We start from the raw sequence: 13,452 nt of genomic DNA on the forward strand, positions 1-13,452 counted from the left end.
TCCGGGCGGGGGTCAAGCTACCAGCCGGTAGCCGCCGCTTTCCGTGACCAACAGCCGGGCGTTCGAAGGATCGGGCTCGATCTTCTGACGCAGGCGGTAGATGTGGGTTTCCAACGTGTGGGTGGTCACCCCCGCGTTATAGCCCCAAACCTCATGCAGCAGCACATCGCGGGCCACGACGCCCTCCGTCGCGCGGTAGAGGAACTTCAGGATGTTGGTTTCCTTCTCGGTCAGGCGGATCTTCTTGTCATCCTCCGTCACCAACATCTTCATCGCGGGGCGGAAGCTGTAGGGCCCAAGCTGGAAAACCGCGTCCTCGGACTGCTCGTGCTGCCGCAGCTGGGCACGGATCCGCGCCAGCAGCACCGGAAACTTGAACGGCTTCGTCACATAGTCATTGGCACCGGCATCAAGCCCAAGAATGGTGTCGGCGTCGGAATCGTGACCGGTCAGCATCAGGATCGGGCATTTCACATGCTGTTTGCGCATCAGGCGGCACAGCTCGCGCCCGTCGGTATCGGGCAGGCCCACATCGAGGATCACAAGGTCATAGAGACCTTCCTTGATCTTCTCCATCGCCTCGGCGCCCGAGCCTGCTTCGAACACGTCGAAATCCTCGGTCATCACCAACTGTTCGCTCAGCGCTTCGCGCAGGTCGTCCTCGTCATCGACAAGGAGGATTCGTTTGAGATTGGCCATTTGCTCGCCTCCGTTTCTCTTGAAGATGGAGATGTTCACAGATGCGTGCCCCGGCAAGATTTGCTGCAACAGGCTCACGCGCTCGTGTCGCGAGGCGGGCAAATGTTTCACATTGCGTCAATTCATGACTACATCTGCGGTCCTGACGTCCCCCGTCACCCATGCTTGTCCCGGTCGGAGTTTGCCCATGCTGTTTGCCCCCACGCCAGCCGAACGTCGCGCCCGCGCGCGCGCTGACCTGCGTCTGGGCCTGCCGGTCGCGGTGGTTTCCGGCGGGGCGGCGGCGGTGGCGGTGTCGGCGGAAACGCTGACCGCGCGGCGGCTGGCGGAACTGCGCCAAGCGGGCACGCCGGTGCTGGCAGTCTCCGCGCGGCGTGCGGCGACCCTGAAGGCGCGCGCCTATGACGGGGATCTGGCACGGATCGAGTTGCCCGACGGCGCGGATCTGATGTGGGTTAGGGCCGTCGCGGACCCGTCCGCCGATCTTGCCACGCCGTTGAAGGGGCCGTTCACCACACGGCGCGATGAAGGCGCGGATCTGCACCGTGCCGCGTTGGTGCTGGCCAAGGAAGCGCGCCTGCTGCCTGCGGTTCTGGTGCTGCCGCTGGAGGGCGGGCGCGAGGCCGCGCGCGCCGCCGATTTGACGGTGCTGGATCTTGCCACCGACGGACCTGATCCGGCAGGCGCGGCCTTTGCCGATGTGGCTGGCGCACGGCTGCCGATGGATCTGGCAGGGCAGGGGCGGGTGCATGTGTTCCGCCCCGATGACGGCGGCGAAGAACACTACGCGATCGAGGTGGGCCGTCCCGACAGGTCACAGCCGGTTCTGGCGCGGCTGCATTCCGCGTGCTTCACTGGCGATGTTCTGGGCTCGCTCAAATGCGATTGCGGTCCGCAACTGCGCACCGCGCTGGCGCGAATGGGCGAGGCGGGCGCAGGCGTGCTGCTCTACCTCAATCAGGAAGGGCGCGGCATCGGGCTGGCCAACAAGATGCGGGCCTATGCGCTTCAGGATCAGGGATTTGACACCGTCGAGGCCAATCACCGGCTGGGGTTCGAGGATGACGAACGCGATTTCCGCATTGGCGCGGCGCTGCTGCGGGGGCTTGGCTTTGGTCAGGTGCGGCTGTTGACCAACAATCCCGCCAAGGTCGCGATGATGCAGGCCAATGGCATCGAGGTGGTGGACCGGGTGCCGCTGCGCGCAGGCCACACCGCCGAGAACGCCGCCTATCTCGCGACCAAGGCGGCCAAGTCGGGGCACCTGCTGTGAGCGGCGGTGAGCGCCCTGCTTTGATCGCGACCTGCTGGGGCGCGTGGCTTGATGGCGCGCGGTTGCCCTGCGCGATCGGGCGCGGTGGCATGACCGATGACAAGCGCGAAGGCGACGGGGCCAGCCCGCGCGGATTTCACCGGATCGCCGGGCTTCTTTATCGTGCGGACCGGGTGGTGCGCCCCGCGCCGTGGGCGCAGGCCATCGGTCCGGGGGATCTATGGTCCGACGACGGGCGCGACCCCGAGTATAACCATGCGGTGCGCGCGCCGCACGGGTTCGGGCACGAGCGTTTGCACAGGGCGGATCGGCTTTACGATATTGTTTTGCTGACGGATTGGAACTGGCCTGATGCGGTGCCGGGGCGGGGATCTGCTATTTTCCTGCATCGCTGGCGCAAGCCACGCCACCCCACCGAAGGCTGCATTGCGTTCCGCCCCGATCATCTGCTGCGGGTTGCGGCGCGGCTGCATCCCGGTGCGCTGATCGAAATTCGCTAGAGCGGTCGCACCATCACCACCGTGCGCTTGTGCCCCAGCAACGGCGCGGTGAGGCCCAGCCGGTGCCGCCCCGCCGCGCGAAAGCCAAGCCGTTCGTATAGCGCGCGGGCGCGCAGGTTGTCTTCGACCAGTTCCAGCCGCACTTGCCGGGCGCCTGTTTGGCGCGCTTCGTGGTGGAGCGCTTCGATCAACGCGGTCCCGATCCCCTGTCCGCGAGCACAGGCGGCCACCCCGATCCCGTCCAGAACCACGGTGCCGGGGGCGGCCTCGTTTGCCATCAGGTCCAGCAAGGGCGCGCGCCAGAGCGTGCCGAATAGCCCGTAGCTGTCGCGCAACTCCCGCAGGCCGCCCGCCATCAATCCAACCGCTCCCTGCTTTACCCCGGCAAAGCCGAGCGGCGGCCCATTCCCACGGCGCGCAACCAATGCCTGCCGGGGTTGCAGCACGGCGGCGAGATAGGCACGGGCCGCAGGCTCCGGCCCCAGCAGCCGCCCGAGTTTGGGCCCGAAGGCCTGCCAGAACAGTGCGGCAATCTCGGGCGCTTCATCGGGGGCAAAGCCCTTGGCGACGCGAAGATCGGTCATCCCGTCCGCGCCAGCCACGCTTGCGCCTCTCGCAGGTCTTCGGGCGTGTTGATGTTATAGAACGGGTCCGGGGCGCCCGCCGGGCAAGGGAACCGCGCGATGGCGGCGTCATGCTGTTCGGCAAACCGCATCATGCGACGATGCCCGGCCTGCAAAGCGCCTCGCAGATCGTCGCGCAGGTGCACCGGCCACAGTGCGAAGGTCGGATGCAGCCGGGGCGTGCCATCCCCCGCATCTGGCCCGAGGCCCGAAGCCGCGAGCGCGACGCCCTGTGTGCTGCCCTCAGCGGCAAGCATCAGCCGCGGCACCAGATCGCAGGGCAGGAACGGCGTGTCGCCCGCTGCGGTGACGATATGCGTATGGCCCCGCGCCGCTGCATGGTCCATCCCCGCCAGCACGCCTGCCAGCGGACCGGGATGATCGGGCAGGGTATCGGGGCAGAGCGGCAGGCCAAAGGCCGCATAGCGTGCGGCGGGGCCGTTGGTGTTCAGAACCAGCGAGGACACCTGCGGCGCAAGCCGGTCGATCACATGGTGCAGCAGGCTCCGCCCCCCAAGATCGAGAAGGGTCTTGTCCATCGGCGCGACGCCTTCGGCATTATTGCGCATTCGTCGCGACAGACCGCCTGCGACGATCACCCCTATGGGCGCTGCTGACAGCACGCGCGCGCCGCTCACGCGGGGAAGCGCAGATGCGCCTTGTAGGTTTCCGGCAGCAGCGCCCGCAAGCTGGCCAGGCGCAGCACGCCGTCGCGATCCTCTGCCACGGCAATCGCCGAAGCAGGCCCGAAATCAGCAAGAAGCTCCCGGCAGGCACCGCAAGGAGGGATCACTTCGCCCCGTCGGTTGACCGCTACGGCAAACAGCACCGGGGCACCCGGTTCCGCCGCGCTGGCCGCACCGATGGCCACGGCTTCCGCACAGATCGAGCCGCGCGGCAGGGTGCATTCCAGATTGATGCCGGTATAGGTGCCTTTCGCGGTCAGAACCGTGGCTGCGACATGGTGGCGACCCTCATGGCCCAGACGCGCGACCAGCGCGCGGGCATCGGCCAGTGCCGCGTCCAGCCGGGCACGGGGCAGCGCCGGATCGACGGTCAACGGATGGGTCGGTTCGTTTGTCATCAAACATGTCCTGTCAGCTGCCGCGCCCGTCTCGATCGGCCGACCTGCCGCGAGAAATGCCGCCGTGACGTGAACACCCGCGGCGATTGCATCTCGCGGCTGCTTTGCCTAAGCCGGGCATGCACACTCAGATTAGAGGCGCTCCATGGCATTCACCACAACCAAATCGGCCTTCTGGGAAGGCTTTCGTGCCGGTGCGCCGTTTCTTCTGGTGGTGACACCGTTCGGGATCGTGTTCGGCGTCGCCGCGCTTGATGCTGGATTGAACCTTGCGCATGCGATGGGGTTTTCGGTCGTGGTGATCGCCGGGGCGGCACAGTTGACCGCGTTGTCGACGATGGTGGACCAATCGCCTTTTGTCATCGTCATCGGTGCGGCGTTGCTGGTGAACCTGCGGATGCTGATGTATTCCGCCTCGCTTGCTCCGCATCTGGGTGGCATGCCCACATGGCAGAAAGCGGTGACTGCGTTCTTCCTCACTGATCAGGTCTTTGCCATATCCGTGCAGCGGTTCGAGACGCTCGGCGATGAAAGCGTCTGGCGGCGGTTCATGTTCATCATGGGCATCACCACGATCATGGCGCCGTTCTGGTATCTGGGCACGCTGATCGGCGCGGTGGTGGGGCAATCCATTCCGCCGGAATTCGGGCTCGATTTCGCGGTGCCCGTCTGTTTCATGTCGTTGATCGGACCGGCGCTGCGCACCGGGCCGCACGGAATGGCCGCCCTGACGGCGGCGATCACCGCGCTGTTTTTGCGGGATCTACCGTGGAACCTTGGGCTCGCGGTTGCTTCGCTTGTCGGCATGGTCGTCGGTGCGGAAACGCAGCGGCAGGCCGAGCGCCGCGCGGCGTCAGGGAAAGGGACCGCAGCATGATCGATTTCTTCGGATCAGGGGCCTATGACGGCCCGCGCGTCTGGGCGGTGATCGTGGCGCTGGGCATCGGCACGTTTCTGGTGCGGTTCAGCTTCCTCGGCATTGTCGGCGACCGGCAACTGCCCGCATGGGTGCTGCGGCATCTGCGCTATACGGCCGTGGCCGTGATCCCCGCGCTGGTCGCGCCGCTAGTGTTTTTTCCTGCCCAAACCGGCGGTCAGACCGATCCGATCCGGCTCATCGCGGCGGCGGCGACCCTGCTGACCGGGTGGCGCACCAAGAATATGCTGCTGTCGATCATCTGCGGCATGGGCACGCTGTATCTGCTGCGCGCGGTATTCGGCACTGGGTAAGGCTCAATCCACGGAAAGGGGCGGGGCGGCTGTGCCAAGCCGCTTTCGGATGCACTTTCGGTGTCGGGCATGCATGTCCTTCCCCTGGCCTGTGTGCCAGCTGCTGATATGTCCTTTAGGACCCATCCAAGCACTGACCCGGCGCGAAGTATGTATCGCGCCAATCCTCGCCCATGAAAAAGGCGGCCCCTTTCGGTGCCGCCTGTCATCAAATGCCGTGAAAACGCCGCTCAACCGCCGATGGGCGCATCCAGCAGACCCTTATTGTTGTCGGGGCTGTCGTCAAAGACCTTGGCCTCCGTCACGCCGGGCAGGCGGGCGAAATCCTCCATCAGCGCGCGGGGGAACCATGTCCGTCCGACCGATTCGAAACCGGGCAAGCGGCTCAGCACGTCCGAGATGGAACGCGCGCACATGCTTTTGCCGACCGCGCCGTAGCTTTGGACGATTTGCAGGGCCTGCTCGGCGACCTCGGGGCTGACGCGCACTTCCTGCACCACGACGTGGTAGGTCACCCGCGCATGGTAATCTACATAGAGATCCAGCGCCGGGTCGGTCATGCCGTAGATCACGTCGCCCCGCTCTGGCGTCCGGCGGTTCCACCATGTGCCGGCGGGATCGAACATCACCCGTTGCGAGCCATTGATCAGCAGGCCGGAATGCCCCCCCGCCCCGGTATTGTTGGAGATCGCGGTATATAGCGTCAGCGAGGCCGGCGCATTATGGCGATAGGCGGCGCGCTGCACATCCGCGAGCGGCGCGGCGCGATCGACGGCTCCGCAAGCCGCAAGCGCGACCGGCAAAACCAGCGCCGCAAGCAGGCGCAGGATAGCTCGGGGTGTCATCGCGCCGCGGCTCAGCCGTTGACGATGTAGATGAAGATCAGCAGGAAAACGGCAATCGCCGCGCCCCAAGACACCATCTTCATGAAAGTGGCGAATGTCTTTTCCTGGACGGTGATGTCCATTTCGCCATGCTTGTGTTCGGCCATGAGGCTCTCCGTAGGTCTTGCGTGTTCCTGTGTTCCCTAGCGCATACCGACGGCGCTGAGAAGCCTGCCTAAGCGGGCCAGATTGGCGCAGTCACGCAGTGTCGCCCGTCTGCGCCGGTTCCACGGTGTCCGCATGGGGGGTGTCGTCATCTTGCAACTCCCGCGCAAGGCGGAAGCCGATGCGCCGGGGTTTCTCGGCCTCGCCCGGTTTCGGCAAGGCGCGCAGCATGACGTTGAGCTGCGACACATGCTGGATCAATTGCGTGCGCGCCCCGCCCGGCTCCGACCCGTAGAAGGTCACGATGTCCGGGTCGAAATAGCCCATGCCCTCGATTTTCAGCACACCCATCTGACCGCCGGTGAAGCCCATCGCGATCTCCTGACTGTCGTCGAGCTGTTCCTCGAAATTCTTGATATAGAGGATCAGCCGCTCATAGGCCCATTGCGCGGGGCTTTTCTTCTGCGCGGGCTCGGCCATCCGCGCGGGCAGGGCTTGTTGCTCGGCCGTGGGGCGGGCGTCGGGATCAGCGTGGATTGCATGGGCGCGCGGCATGGCATCCGCTTCATGCGCCTCGGCGGTGGTGGCGATATCGAGATCGCTGGCGCGCGGGTTTGAGGCGGGGCCGTTGGGGGTGTCGGTCATGGTGTTGGATACCTTTCGGCGGTGGCTTGCCACAGCCATGCACCCTGCGGATCGGGGCGGGTGCGGGTGACAAGTTGCAGATGCAGCAGGTGGTTGAGATGCCCCAGCGCCTCGACCATGGCCAACCCGTAAAGCCCCGCGTCGATCCTGCGGCGATAAAGCAACGGGAAGCAATCATGCGCGGTGCGCGGCTCGGCGAGGAACGGCACCAGCCGGGCCAGCGCCTGATGGTGATTATCGATCAGCTGGTTCAAGCGCGCAGGCAGGCCGGTAAAAGGTAGCTTATGCCCCGGCAACACCAGTTGCGCGTCGGTCGCGTGGGTCGCAAGCCGGGTGCAGCTTTCCAGCCAGTCGCCCACCGGGTCCGCCAGCGGCTCGGTCGCGTAAACGCCCAGATTGGGGGAGATCGTGCCCAGAAGCTGATCCGCGCCCAGCACCAGCGCGCCGTCCTCGGACCAGAAGGTCGCTTGTTCCGGCGCGTGGCCATTGCCGATCCGCACGATCCAGTCGCGCGCGCCCATGGTGATGCGATCCCCTTCGGCGATACGGGTAAAGCCAAGGGGCATCGGCCAAAGGATATCGGCAAAGTTCAGCGGGCGTTCGGTCAGCCGCGCGGCGTAGATTTCGGCATCCATGCCCGCCCCGCGCCAGAAATCCAGAAGCTCCCCGGGCGGGGTGTCCTGCACATCGAGGCTCAACATCCGCGCCGACAGCCACGCCGTGCGGGTGGTGACCAGTTCCGCTCCGTGCACGGACTGAAACCAGCCCGCCAGCCCGATGTGATCAGGGTGATGATGCGTCACAACCACACGGTGCACGGGGCGCCCGCCAAGCGGGCCGGTCATGATGTCATGCCAAAGCGCCCGGGTGCGGCTGCTGTTCAACCCGGTATCCACGACCGTCCAGCCATCGCTGTCATCCAGCGCGTAGATATTGACGTGGTTCAGCGCATTGGGGAGCGGCACCCGCAGCCACAGCACGCCCGGCGCGACCTCCACCGCCGCGCCGGGGGCGGGCGGATCGGGAAACGGGGTTCGGATCGGGGCAGGGGCAACAGCAGCCGGGGGGGCTGCCGGGCCATCGGGGGTCTGGGGCGCGTCCATGGCGGGCAAGCTAGCCCGCGAGCACCTCGGGGGAAAGGGCGGCAATGCCGTCTTGCCCCTCGGCCACCTGCGCCAGCAGCGCGGCATGTTCAGGCAGCAGGCGGCGGATGTAGAACGCGGCCAGCGTGCGGCGCGGGCCGGGCCCGGTGTCACCACCTGCTTCCGTGCGCTCGGCCATCGCGGCGCTGAGATGCGCGTCGGCACCGATCACACGCGCAAAGGCACGCAGGAACGGCACCGCCACCCCCATGCGCGCGGCAGGCTCCTGTGTCGCAAGGCTTTCGATGCTTTCACGCAGGGTTTCGGCGGCCTGCCACACGGGGCCAGCTAGATCGGGCAGCGCGGTGCGGGCGGCTTCGGCGCGGGTTTCGACCTCGTCCAGCAGGCGCAGGGCCGCCTCGCCGCCATCCATCATCTTGCGTCCGACCAGATCCATGGCCTGAATGCCGTTGGTGCCCTCGTAGATCGACGTCACGCGCACATCGCGGGCCAGTTGCGCGGCACCGGTTTCCTCGATGAAGCCCATGCCGCCATGCACCTGAATGCCCAGCTGCGCCATCTCGTTGCCGATATCGGTGCCATGCGCCTTGGCGATCGGTGTCAGCAGCGCGGCCCGCGCGGACCAGTCGGCGGAGCCGGTCGCATTGGCCATGTCAATCGCCACGGCGGTGCTGAGCGCGATAGCCCGCGCGGCAAAGGTTTCGGCCTTCATCTGCGCCAGCATCCGGCGCACATCGGCATGCTCGATAATCGTTCCGGTGCCACCTGCGCGGCCCTGCCGACGTTCCTGCGCATAGACCAGCGCGCGCTGGGTCGCGGCATCGGCGATGGCGACGCCCTGCACACCTACGCCAAGCCGCGCGTTGTTCATCATGGTGAACATCGCGGCCATACCGCCATGTTCTGCGCCGACCAGCCACCCGGTTGCGCCGTCATACTCCATCACGGCGGTGGGCGAGCCGTGCAGGCCAAGTTTGTGCTCAAGACTGACGACCCGCAGGGAATTGGCCGCGCCAGGTGTGCCATCGGCGTCGGGCAGGTATTTCGGGACGATGAACAGGCTGATGCCCTTCGTTCCCTGCGGCGCGTCAGGCAGGCGTGCCAGCACCAGATGCACGATGTTTTCGGCGAAATCGTTGTCGCCCCAAGTGATGTAGATCTTCTGCCCGGTGATCCGGTAGGTTCCATCCTCGGCGGGCACAGCGCGGGTGGTCAGCGCGCCGACATCCGATCCGGCTTGCGGCTCAGTCAGGTTCATGGTGCCGCACCATTCGCCGGAGATCAGCTTGGGCAGGTAAAGCTCTTTCAGCGCGTCGGAGGCATGATGCTCCAGCGCCTCGATCTGACCTTGGCTCATCAGCGGATTCAACGACAGCGACAGACAGGCGGCGGCCATCATGTCATTTACGCAGGTGGCCAGCGACAGGGGCAGATCCATGCCGCCATGCTCGGACGTTGCGGAAATGCCGATCCAGCCGCCCTCGGCGATGGCGCGATAGGCCTCCGCGAAACCGGGAGAGGTCCGCGTCACACCGTTTTCCAGCCGGGCGGGGTGCAGGTCGCCGGCCCGGTTCACAGGGGCCAGCACGCCGGTCGCAAGCCGCGCGGCTTCGTCCAGAATGGCGGCGCAGGTGTCGGGCGTCGCCTCGTCGAAACGCTCGGTCGCCGCGACCCGGTCGAATCCCACGACATGATCCAGCAAGAACCTGAACTCGTTGACATTGGCGCGGTAGCTCACCGTCTGATCCCCCTGCTGCGGTCCAAGTCGCGTTGGATTACGCCTTGGCAGTTGCGGGACGCGGGCGTATCCCGGCCCCCGGACACAAGGCTATCTGCCGCCTGTCTGCCCGCAAAGTTCAACGTGACGTCACAAAATGTCCCATATCCCCGCATCCGCGACGCCCCCCGCCGGGCAAGAGACCCTTCACCTTGCCGATGATGACGTCGGGCTGGCCCGGGCGGCGGAATTGCTGCGCGCCGGGCGGCTCGTCGCCTTCCCGACCGAGACGGTCTATGGGCTGGGCGGCAATGGGCGCGACGGGGCGGCGGTGGCCGGGATCTATGCGGCAAAGGGCCGGCCCAGCTTCAACCCGTTGATCCTGCATGTGCCGTCGCTGGACGCGGCGCAGGAGATCGGTGTGATCGAGGGCGCGGCGCTGGATCTGGCGCAGGCTTTCTGGCCCGGTCCGCTGACGCTGGTGGTGCGGTTGCGGGCCTCCGCCGGGGTCGCGTCGCTGGTGACCGCCGGGCTCGATACCGTGGCGCTGCGGGTGCCGGATCTGGCGCTGGCGCGCGCGCTGCTGGAGCAGGTCGGCGCGCCGGTTGCCGCGCCTTCCGCCAATCCTTCGGGCCGGGTCAGCCCGACGCGTGCGGCGCATGTTCTGGACGGGCTATCGGGGCGCATCGCCGCCGTTCTGGACGGCGGACCGACACAGGTCGGGGTGGAGAGCACCATCATTGGCGCAAGCGACGGGCAGGCGCGCCTGCTGCGGCCCGGCGGCCTGCCGGAAGAAGCAATCGTCGCCGCACTTGGCCGCCCTTTGGCGGGCCCGCTGCCCGTCCCCGGGGACCGGCCTGTCGCGCCGGGGCAGCTTTCGTCGCATTACGCGCCTGCGGCCCCAGTGCGGTTGGGCGTGACAATGCCCGCGCCGGGCGAGCGGCTTTTGGGTTTTGGACCGGTGGCGGGCGCTGCGCTGAACCTGTCGGAGGCGGGCGATCTGGCCCAAGCGGCCGCGAACCTGTTCGATCACATGCGGCGGCTGGATGCCGAGGGCACGGCGCCCATCGCGGTGTCGCCGATCCCCAATCACGGGCTGGGTCGCGCCATCAACGACCGTTTGCGCCGGGCCGCCGCGCCCCGCGACTAAGGCCCGTCAGGTCGCGCCAAGCCTTTCCCGCAATTCCCGCAGCACCGGCAGGGCCGCGCGTACACGGGCGGGACCGATATCGTTCACCACCTCGGTGATGATCGGCGTGATCGCGGCGATGGCCGCATCGCGCGCCGACCGGCCCGCAGGGCTGATCGACACGAATTTCCGCCGTGCATCGTCCCAATCGGGGCGCACATGGACATGGCCTGCCCATTCCAGCTTGGCCAGCGTGTTGCTCATCGCGCCGCGGGTCAGGTGGAAACTGCGGGCCAGTTGCGCGGGGGTGCGCTCCTCGCTCAGCCGGGCCAGATGATTGAGCACCGAAAAATGGCTCAGCTCCATCCCGCGCGGCAAAGCGCGCGACAGCCGGTTCCGCGCGAGCTGATCGGCGGTAAAGATTTCGCTGAATAGCGCAACGGCCAGAGGATCGCTGCTGGTGCTCATTGGGGCGGCGTGAAGGGCATGTCGCTCAGGATCGAGGGTATCCGGGTGCGGGATTTATCCACTGCGGCGCGGTCGATATCAACCATCGTCACCCCCGGCGCGGTGCCGGCATCGGCGATGACCTCGCCCCATGGCGACACGACAAGGCTGTGGCCGTGGGTCGCGCGCTGCTTGCCGCGCGTGGTGGGGTGGGTTCCGGTCTGGGCCGGGGCCAGCACCCACGCGCCGGCTTCAATGGCGCGGGCGCGCAGCAGCGGCTCCCAGTGGGCGGCGCCGGTGACAGGGGAAAACGCCGAGGGCACGGTCAGGATCTCTGCGCCTGCGCGCGCCAAGCTGCGGTAAAGCTGCGGAAACCGAAGGTCGTAGCAGATGGTCAGCCCCACCCTGCCAAAAGGCGTCTCGGCCATCACGGCGCGGTCCCCGGGGCGGTAGCCGTCCGATTCGCGGTAGGTTTCGGTTTCGGACACCGTGACATCGAACATGTTGATCTTGTCATACCATGCCGCGATGCCGCCCTGTGGATCGATCAGGAATGATCGGTTGGCAAAGCGACCGTCCGCATCGTCGGTTTTCAGCGCCAGCGATCCGATCAGCAGCCAGACCCCCGCCGCCGCCGCGCTGTCGCGCAGCCCGGCCAGCGTGGGGTCGTCGGCTTCGAGATGCAGAACGTCCTTCTGATGTGCTCTGCTGGCCGACACGCAGTTAGTGACTTCGGGCGTCAGGACGAACCCCGCACCATCCGCGACGGCATCGGCCAGCATGGCCTGCGTCACCGCAAGGTTCGTCGCTGGATCGTCACCGCAGGTCAGCTGCAGCAGGGCGGTGCGCATTTACCCGGCATCCGCGTTGAGCAGGGGGTCCAGCTTGCCCGCCCGCTCCAGCGCGTGAAGTTCGTCACAGCCGCCGACATGGGTCTTGCCCACGAAGATCTGCGGGACGGTATGGCGGCCATTGGCGCGGTCCATCATTTCCGACCGGCGGTCAGGTTGGGCCAGCACGTCGATTTCGGTGAAATCGACGCCTTTTTCACTCAGCAGACGCTTGGCGGCGTGGCAGTAGCCGCACAGCGGCGAGGTGTAGATTTCGACGGTTTGCATGGCAAATCTCCGACAGGTGTGGGGCCGCAGCGCGGCGTTACCCCACATCTAGGGTGCCGGGACCACGGGCGCCAGCCCCCGGCGGGCGTCAGCAGGCGGGCCGGAGGTGCGGTGCGCGATCGGGGGCTGTTTGCCGGTGGCCTTCGCGCGTCCAGTGCCGCTGCCGGGAAGGGCGCGGGCAAGGACCGCAATGCTGACCTCGCCGCTGCCCGCCGCGTGACAGGCAAGGGCCGCCGCTTCGAGCGTTGCGCCAGAGGTCATGACATCGTCAACGATCAGCACCCGACGCCCCGCGATATGTTTGGCATGGCGAGGCGTGACACGGATCGCGCCGTCAAGCCGTGCGAAACGGGTGTCGCGATCCGCGCCCTCCAATGCCGGGGTCGCTCGGGGACGCTCGAGCAGATCAGGGCACAGCGTGGCCCCGGTTTGAACGGCCAGCGCCCGCGCCAGAAGCGCGGATTGATTGTAACGCCGCCGGAGCAGTCGCAACCGGTGCAGCGGCACGGGCGCGATCACCGTATCGGGGCGGATCAAAGGCCCGGCCACCCGTGCCAGCCATCGCCCCGCCACCGGGGCCAGATCGATGCGGTCGCCATGCTTCAACCCCAGAACGAAGCGCCGCCCGGTTCCCGCATAGACCAGCGCCGCCACACCCGCGTGCCACGGGCGGGGACGGGTCAGGCAGTCATCGCAGCGCAGGGCGGCGGGATCGGTTTCCTCCCCCGGCAGGGGCGCACCGCAGCCAGTGCAGGCGGCGCCGGTGATGAATTCGGCCTCCCGCCAACATGGCCCGCAAAAGCCGCTCGGCTCCGCGACGGTATGCCCGCAGCCGACGCAGCGATGGGGAAACACCACCTGAAGTATCGCGTGCAGTCCCATTCTGGCCTCCTGC

At 67.0% G+C, this 13,452-nt stretch carries 18 protein-coding genes; 5 read left to right on the forward strand and 13 right to left on the reverse strand.

The window, feature by feature from the left end; all coding sequences use genetic code 11:
* Nucleotides 1-12 precede the first annotated feature (12 nt).
* Nucleotides 13-699: a response regulator transcription factor gene (locus CBW24_RS01230; RefSeq protein ID WP_088662973.1), complete on the reverse strand. Its 687-nt coding sequence runs from the start codon at nt 697-699 to the stop codon at nt 13-15.
* Nucleotides 700-886: 187 nt separating this feature from the next.
* Here CBW24_RS01230 and ribA point away from each other — a divergent pair, with 187 nt between their 5' ends.
* Together ribA and CBW24_RS01240 are read left to right on the forward strand one after the other, a co-directional pair.
* Nucleotides 887-1,972, forward strand: coding sequence for a GTP cyclohydrolase II (gene ribA, locus CBW24_RS01235; protein ID WP_097372416.1), 1,086 nt, complete (start codon nt 887-889; stop codon nt 1,970-1,972).
* A 20-nt stretch (nt 1,973-1,992) separates the two neighbouring features.
* Entirely contained in the window at nt 1,993-2,472 is a 480-nt protein-coding gene (locus tag CBW24_RS01240) for a L,D-transpeptidase family protein (protein ID WP_232529990.1), read from the forward strand.
* On the opposite strand, the gene CBW24_RS01245 is transcribed toward CBW24_RS01240, so the two are convergent.
* Genes CBW24_RS01245 through CBW24_RS01255 form a run of 3 tightly spaced genes read right to left on the reverse strand, consistent with a single transcriptional unit; the run spans nt 2,469 to nt 4,179 of the window.
* Entirely contained in the window at nt 2,469-3,056 is a 588-nt protein-coding gene (locus CBW24_RS01245) for a GNAT family N-acetyltransferase (protein WP_097374081.1), read from the reverse strand. The genes CBW24_RS01240 and CBW24_RS01245 overlap by 4 nt on opposite strands.
* A complete protein-coding gene (gene mobA / locus CBW24_RS01250) occupies nt 3,053-3,715 on the reverse strand; it encodes a molybdenum cofactor guanylyltransferase MobA (protein WP_269779765.1) in 663 nt (220 codons plus the stop codon). The genes CBW24_RS01245 and mobA overlap by 4 nt, the downstream gene beginning before the upstream one ends.
* A 14-nt stretch (nt 3,716-3,729) precedes the next feature.
* Nucleotides 3,730-4,179 (reverse strand): cytidine/deoxycytidylate deaminase family protein, encoded by a 450-nt coding sequence (locus CBW24_RS01255; protein WP_097372418.1) that lies wholly within the window; start codon nt 4,177-4,179, stop codon nt 3,730-3,732.
* A 145-nt stretch (nt 4,180-4,324) separates the two neighbouring features.
* Here CBW24_RS01255 and CBW24_RS01260 point away from each other — a divergent pair, with 145 nt between their 5' ends.
* Both CBW24_RS01260 and CBW24_RS01265 read left to right on the forward strand, forming a co-directional pair.
* Entirely contained in the window at nt 4,325-5,056 is a 732-nt protein-coding gene (locus CBW24_RS01260) for an AzlC family ABC transporter permease (RefSeq protein WP_097372419.1), read from the forward strand.
* Nucleotides 5,053-5,409 carry a branched-chain amino acid transport AzlD family protein gene (locus CBW24_RS01265; RefSeq protein ID WP_097372420.1) on the forward strand — a complete coding sequence of 119 codons (357 nt, stop codon included), beginning with the start codon at nt 5,053-5,055 and terminating at the stop codon, nt 5,407-5,409. The genes CBW24_RS01260 and CBW24_RS01265 overlap by 4 nt, the downstream gene beginning before the upstream one ends.
* 230 nt (nt 5,410-5,639) lie before the next feature.
* Here CBW24_RS01265 and CBW24_RS01270 read toward each other — a convergent pair whose 3' ends face one another.
* From CBW24_RS01270 to CBW24_RS01290, 5 genes are all read right to left on the reverse strand, one after another.
* Nucleotides 5,640-6,254 carry a hypothetical protein gene (locus tag CBW24_RS01270; protein WP_198405204.1) on the reverse strand — a complete coding sequence of 205 codons (615 nt, stop codon included), beginning with the start codon at nt 6,252-6,254 and terminating at the stop codon, nt 5,640-5,642.
* Nucleotides 6,255-6,265: 11 nt separating this feature from the next.
* Nucleotides 6,266-6,400 (reverse strand): aa3-type cytochrome c oxidase subunit IV, encoded by a 135-nt coding sequence (locus CBW24_RS01275; RefSeq protein WP_088662968.1) that lies wholly within the window; start codon nt 6,398-6,400, stop codon nt 6,266-6,268.
* A 91-nt stretch (nt 6,401-6,491) separates the two neighbouring features.
* A complete protein-coding gene (locus CBW24_RS01280) occupies nt 6,492-7,043 on the reverse strand; it encodes a DUF6173 family protein (protein ID WP_097372421.1) in 552 nt (183 codons plus the stop codon).
* The gene (locus CBW24_RS01285; protein ID WP_097372422.1) at nt 7,040-8,146 is read right to left on the reverse strand and encodes an MBL fold metallo-hydrolase; all 1,107 of its coding nucleotides are present in this window, start codon (nt 8,144-8,146) and stop codon (nt 7,040-7,042) included. Before CBW24_RS01285 ends, CBW24_RS01280 begins: the two co-directional genes overlap by 4 nt.
* Nucleotides 8,147-8,156: 10 nt before the next feature.
* Nucleotides 8,157-9,884 carry an acyl-CoA dehydrogenase gene (locus CBW24_RS01290; RefSeq protein WP_097372423.1) on the reverse strand — a complete coding sequence of 576 codons (1,728 nt, stop codon included), beginning with the start codon at nt 9,882-9,884 and terminating at the stop codon, nt 8,157-8,159.
* A 136-nt stretch (nt 9,885-10,020) separates the two neighbouring features.
* On the opposite strand from CBW24_RS01290, the gene CBW24_RS01295 reads away from it, so the two are divergent.
* On the forward strand, nt 10,021-11,013 hold the full coding sequence (locus CBW24_RS01295; RefSeq protein WP_097372424.1) for an L-threonylcarbamoyladenylate synthase: 993 nt from the start codon (nt 10,021-10,023) through the stop codon (nt 11,011-11,013).
* 6 nt (nt 11,014-11,019) lie between these two features.
* Here CBW24_RS01295 and CBW24_RS01300 read toward each other — a convergent pair whose 3' ends face one another.
* Genes CBW24_RS01300 through CBW24_RS01315 form a run of 4 tightly spaced genes read right to left on the reverse strand, consistent with a single transcriptional unit; the run spans nt 11,020 to nt 13,439 of the window.
* On the reverse strand, nt 11,020-11,460 hold the full coding sequence (locus CBW24_RS01300; RefSeq protein ID WP_088662963.1) for a MarR family winged helix-turn-helix transcriptional regulator: 441 nt from the start codon (nt 11,458-11,460) through the stop codon (nt 11,020-11,022).
* Nucleotides 11,457-12,290, reverse strand: a complete 834-nt coding sequence (locus CBW24_RS01305) for a carbon-nitrogen hydrolase family protein (protein ID WP_097372425.1) — start codon at nt 12,288-12,290, stop codon at nt 11,457-11,459. The genes CBW24_RS01300 and CBW24_RS01305 overlap by 4 nt, the downstream gene beginning before the upstream one ends.
* Entirely contained in the window at nt 12,291-12,557 is a 267-nt protein-coding gene (gene grxC / locus CBW24_RS01310; RefSeq protein ID WP_088662961.1) for a glutaredoxin 3, read from the reverse strand.
* A 48-nt stretch (nt 12,558-12,605) separates the two neighbouring features.
* Nucleotides 12,606-13,439 (reverse strand): ComF family protein, encoded by an 834-nt coding sequence (locus CBW24_RS01315; protein ID WP_097372426.1) that lies wholly within the window; start codon nt 13,437-13,439, stop codon nt 12,606-12,608.
* Nucleotides 13,440-13,452 lie beyond the last annotated feature (13 nt).

Origin of the sequence: Pacificitalea manganoxidans (genome assembly GCF_002504165.1) — a bacterium.
GTDB classification, from domain to species: domain Bacteria; phylum Pseudomonadota; class Alphaproteobacteria; order Rhodobacterales; family Rhodobacteraceae; genus Pacificitalea; species Pacificitalea manganoxidans.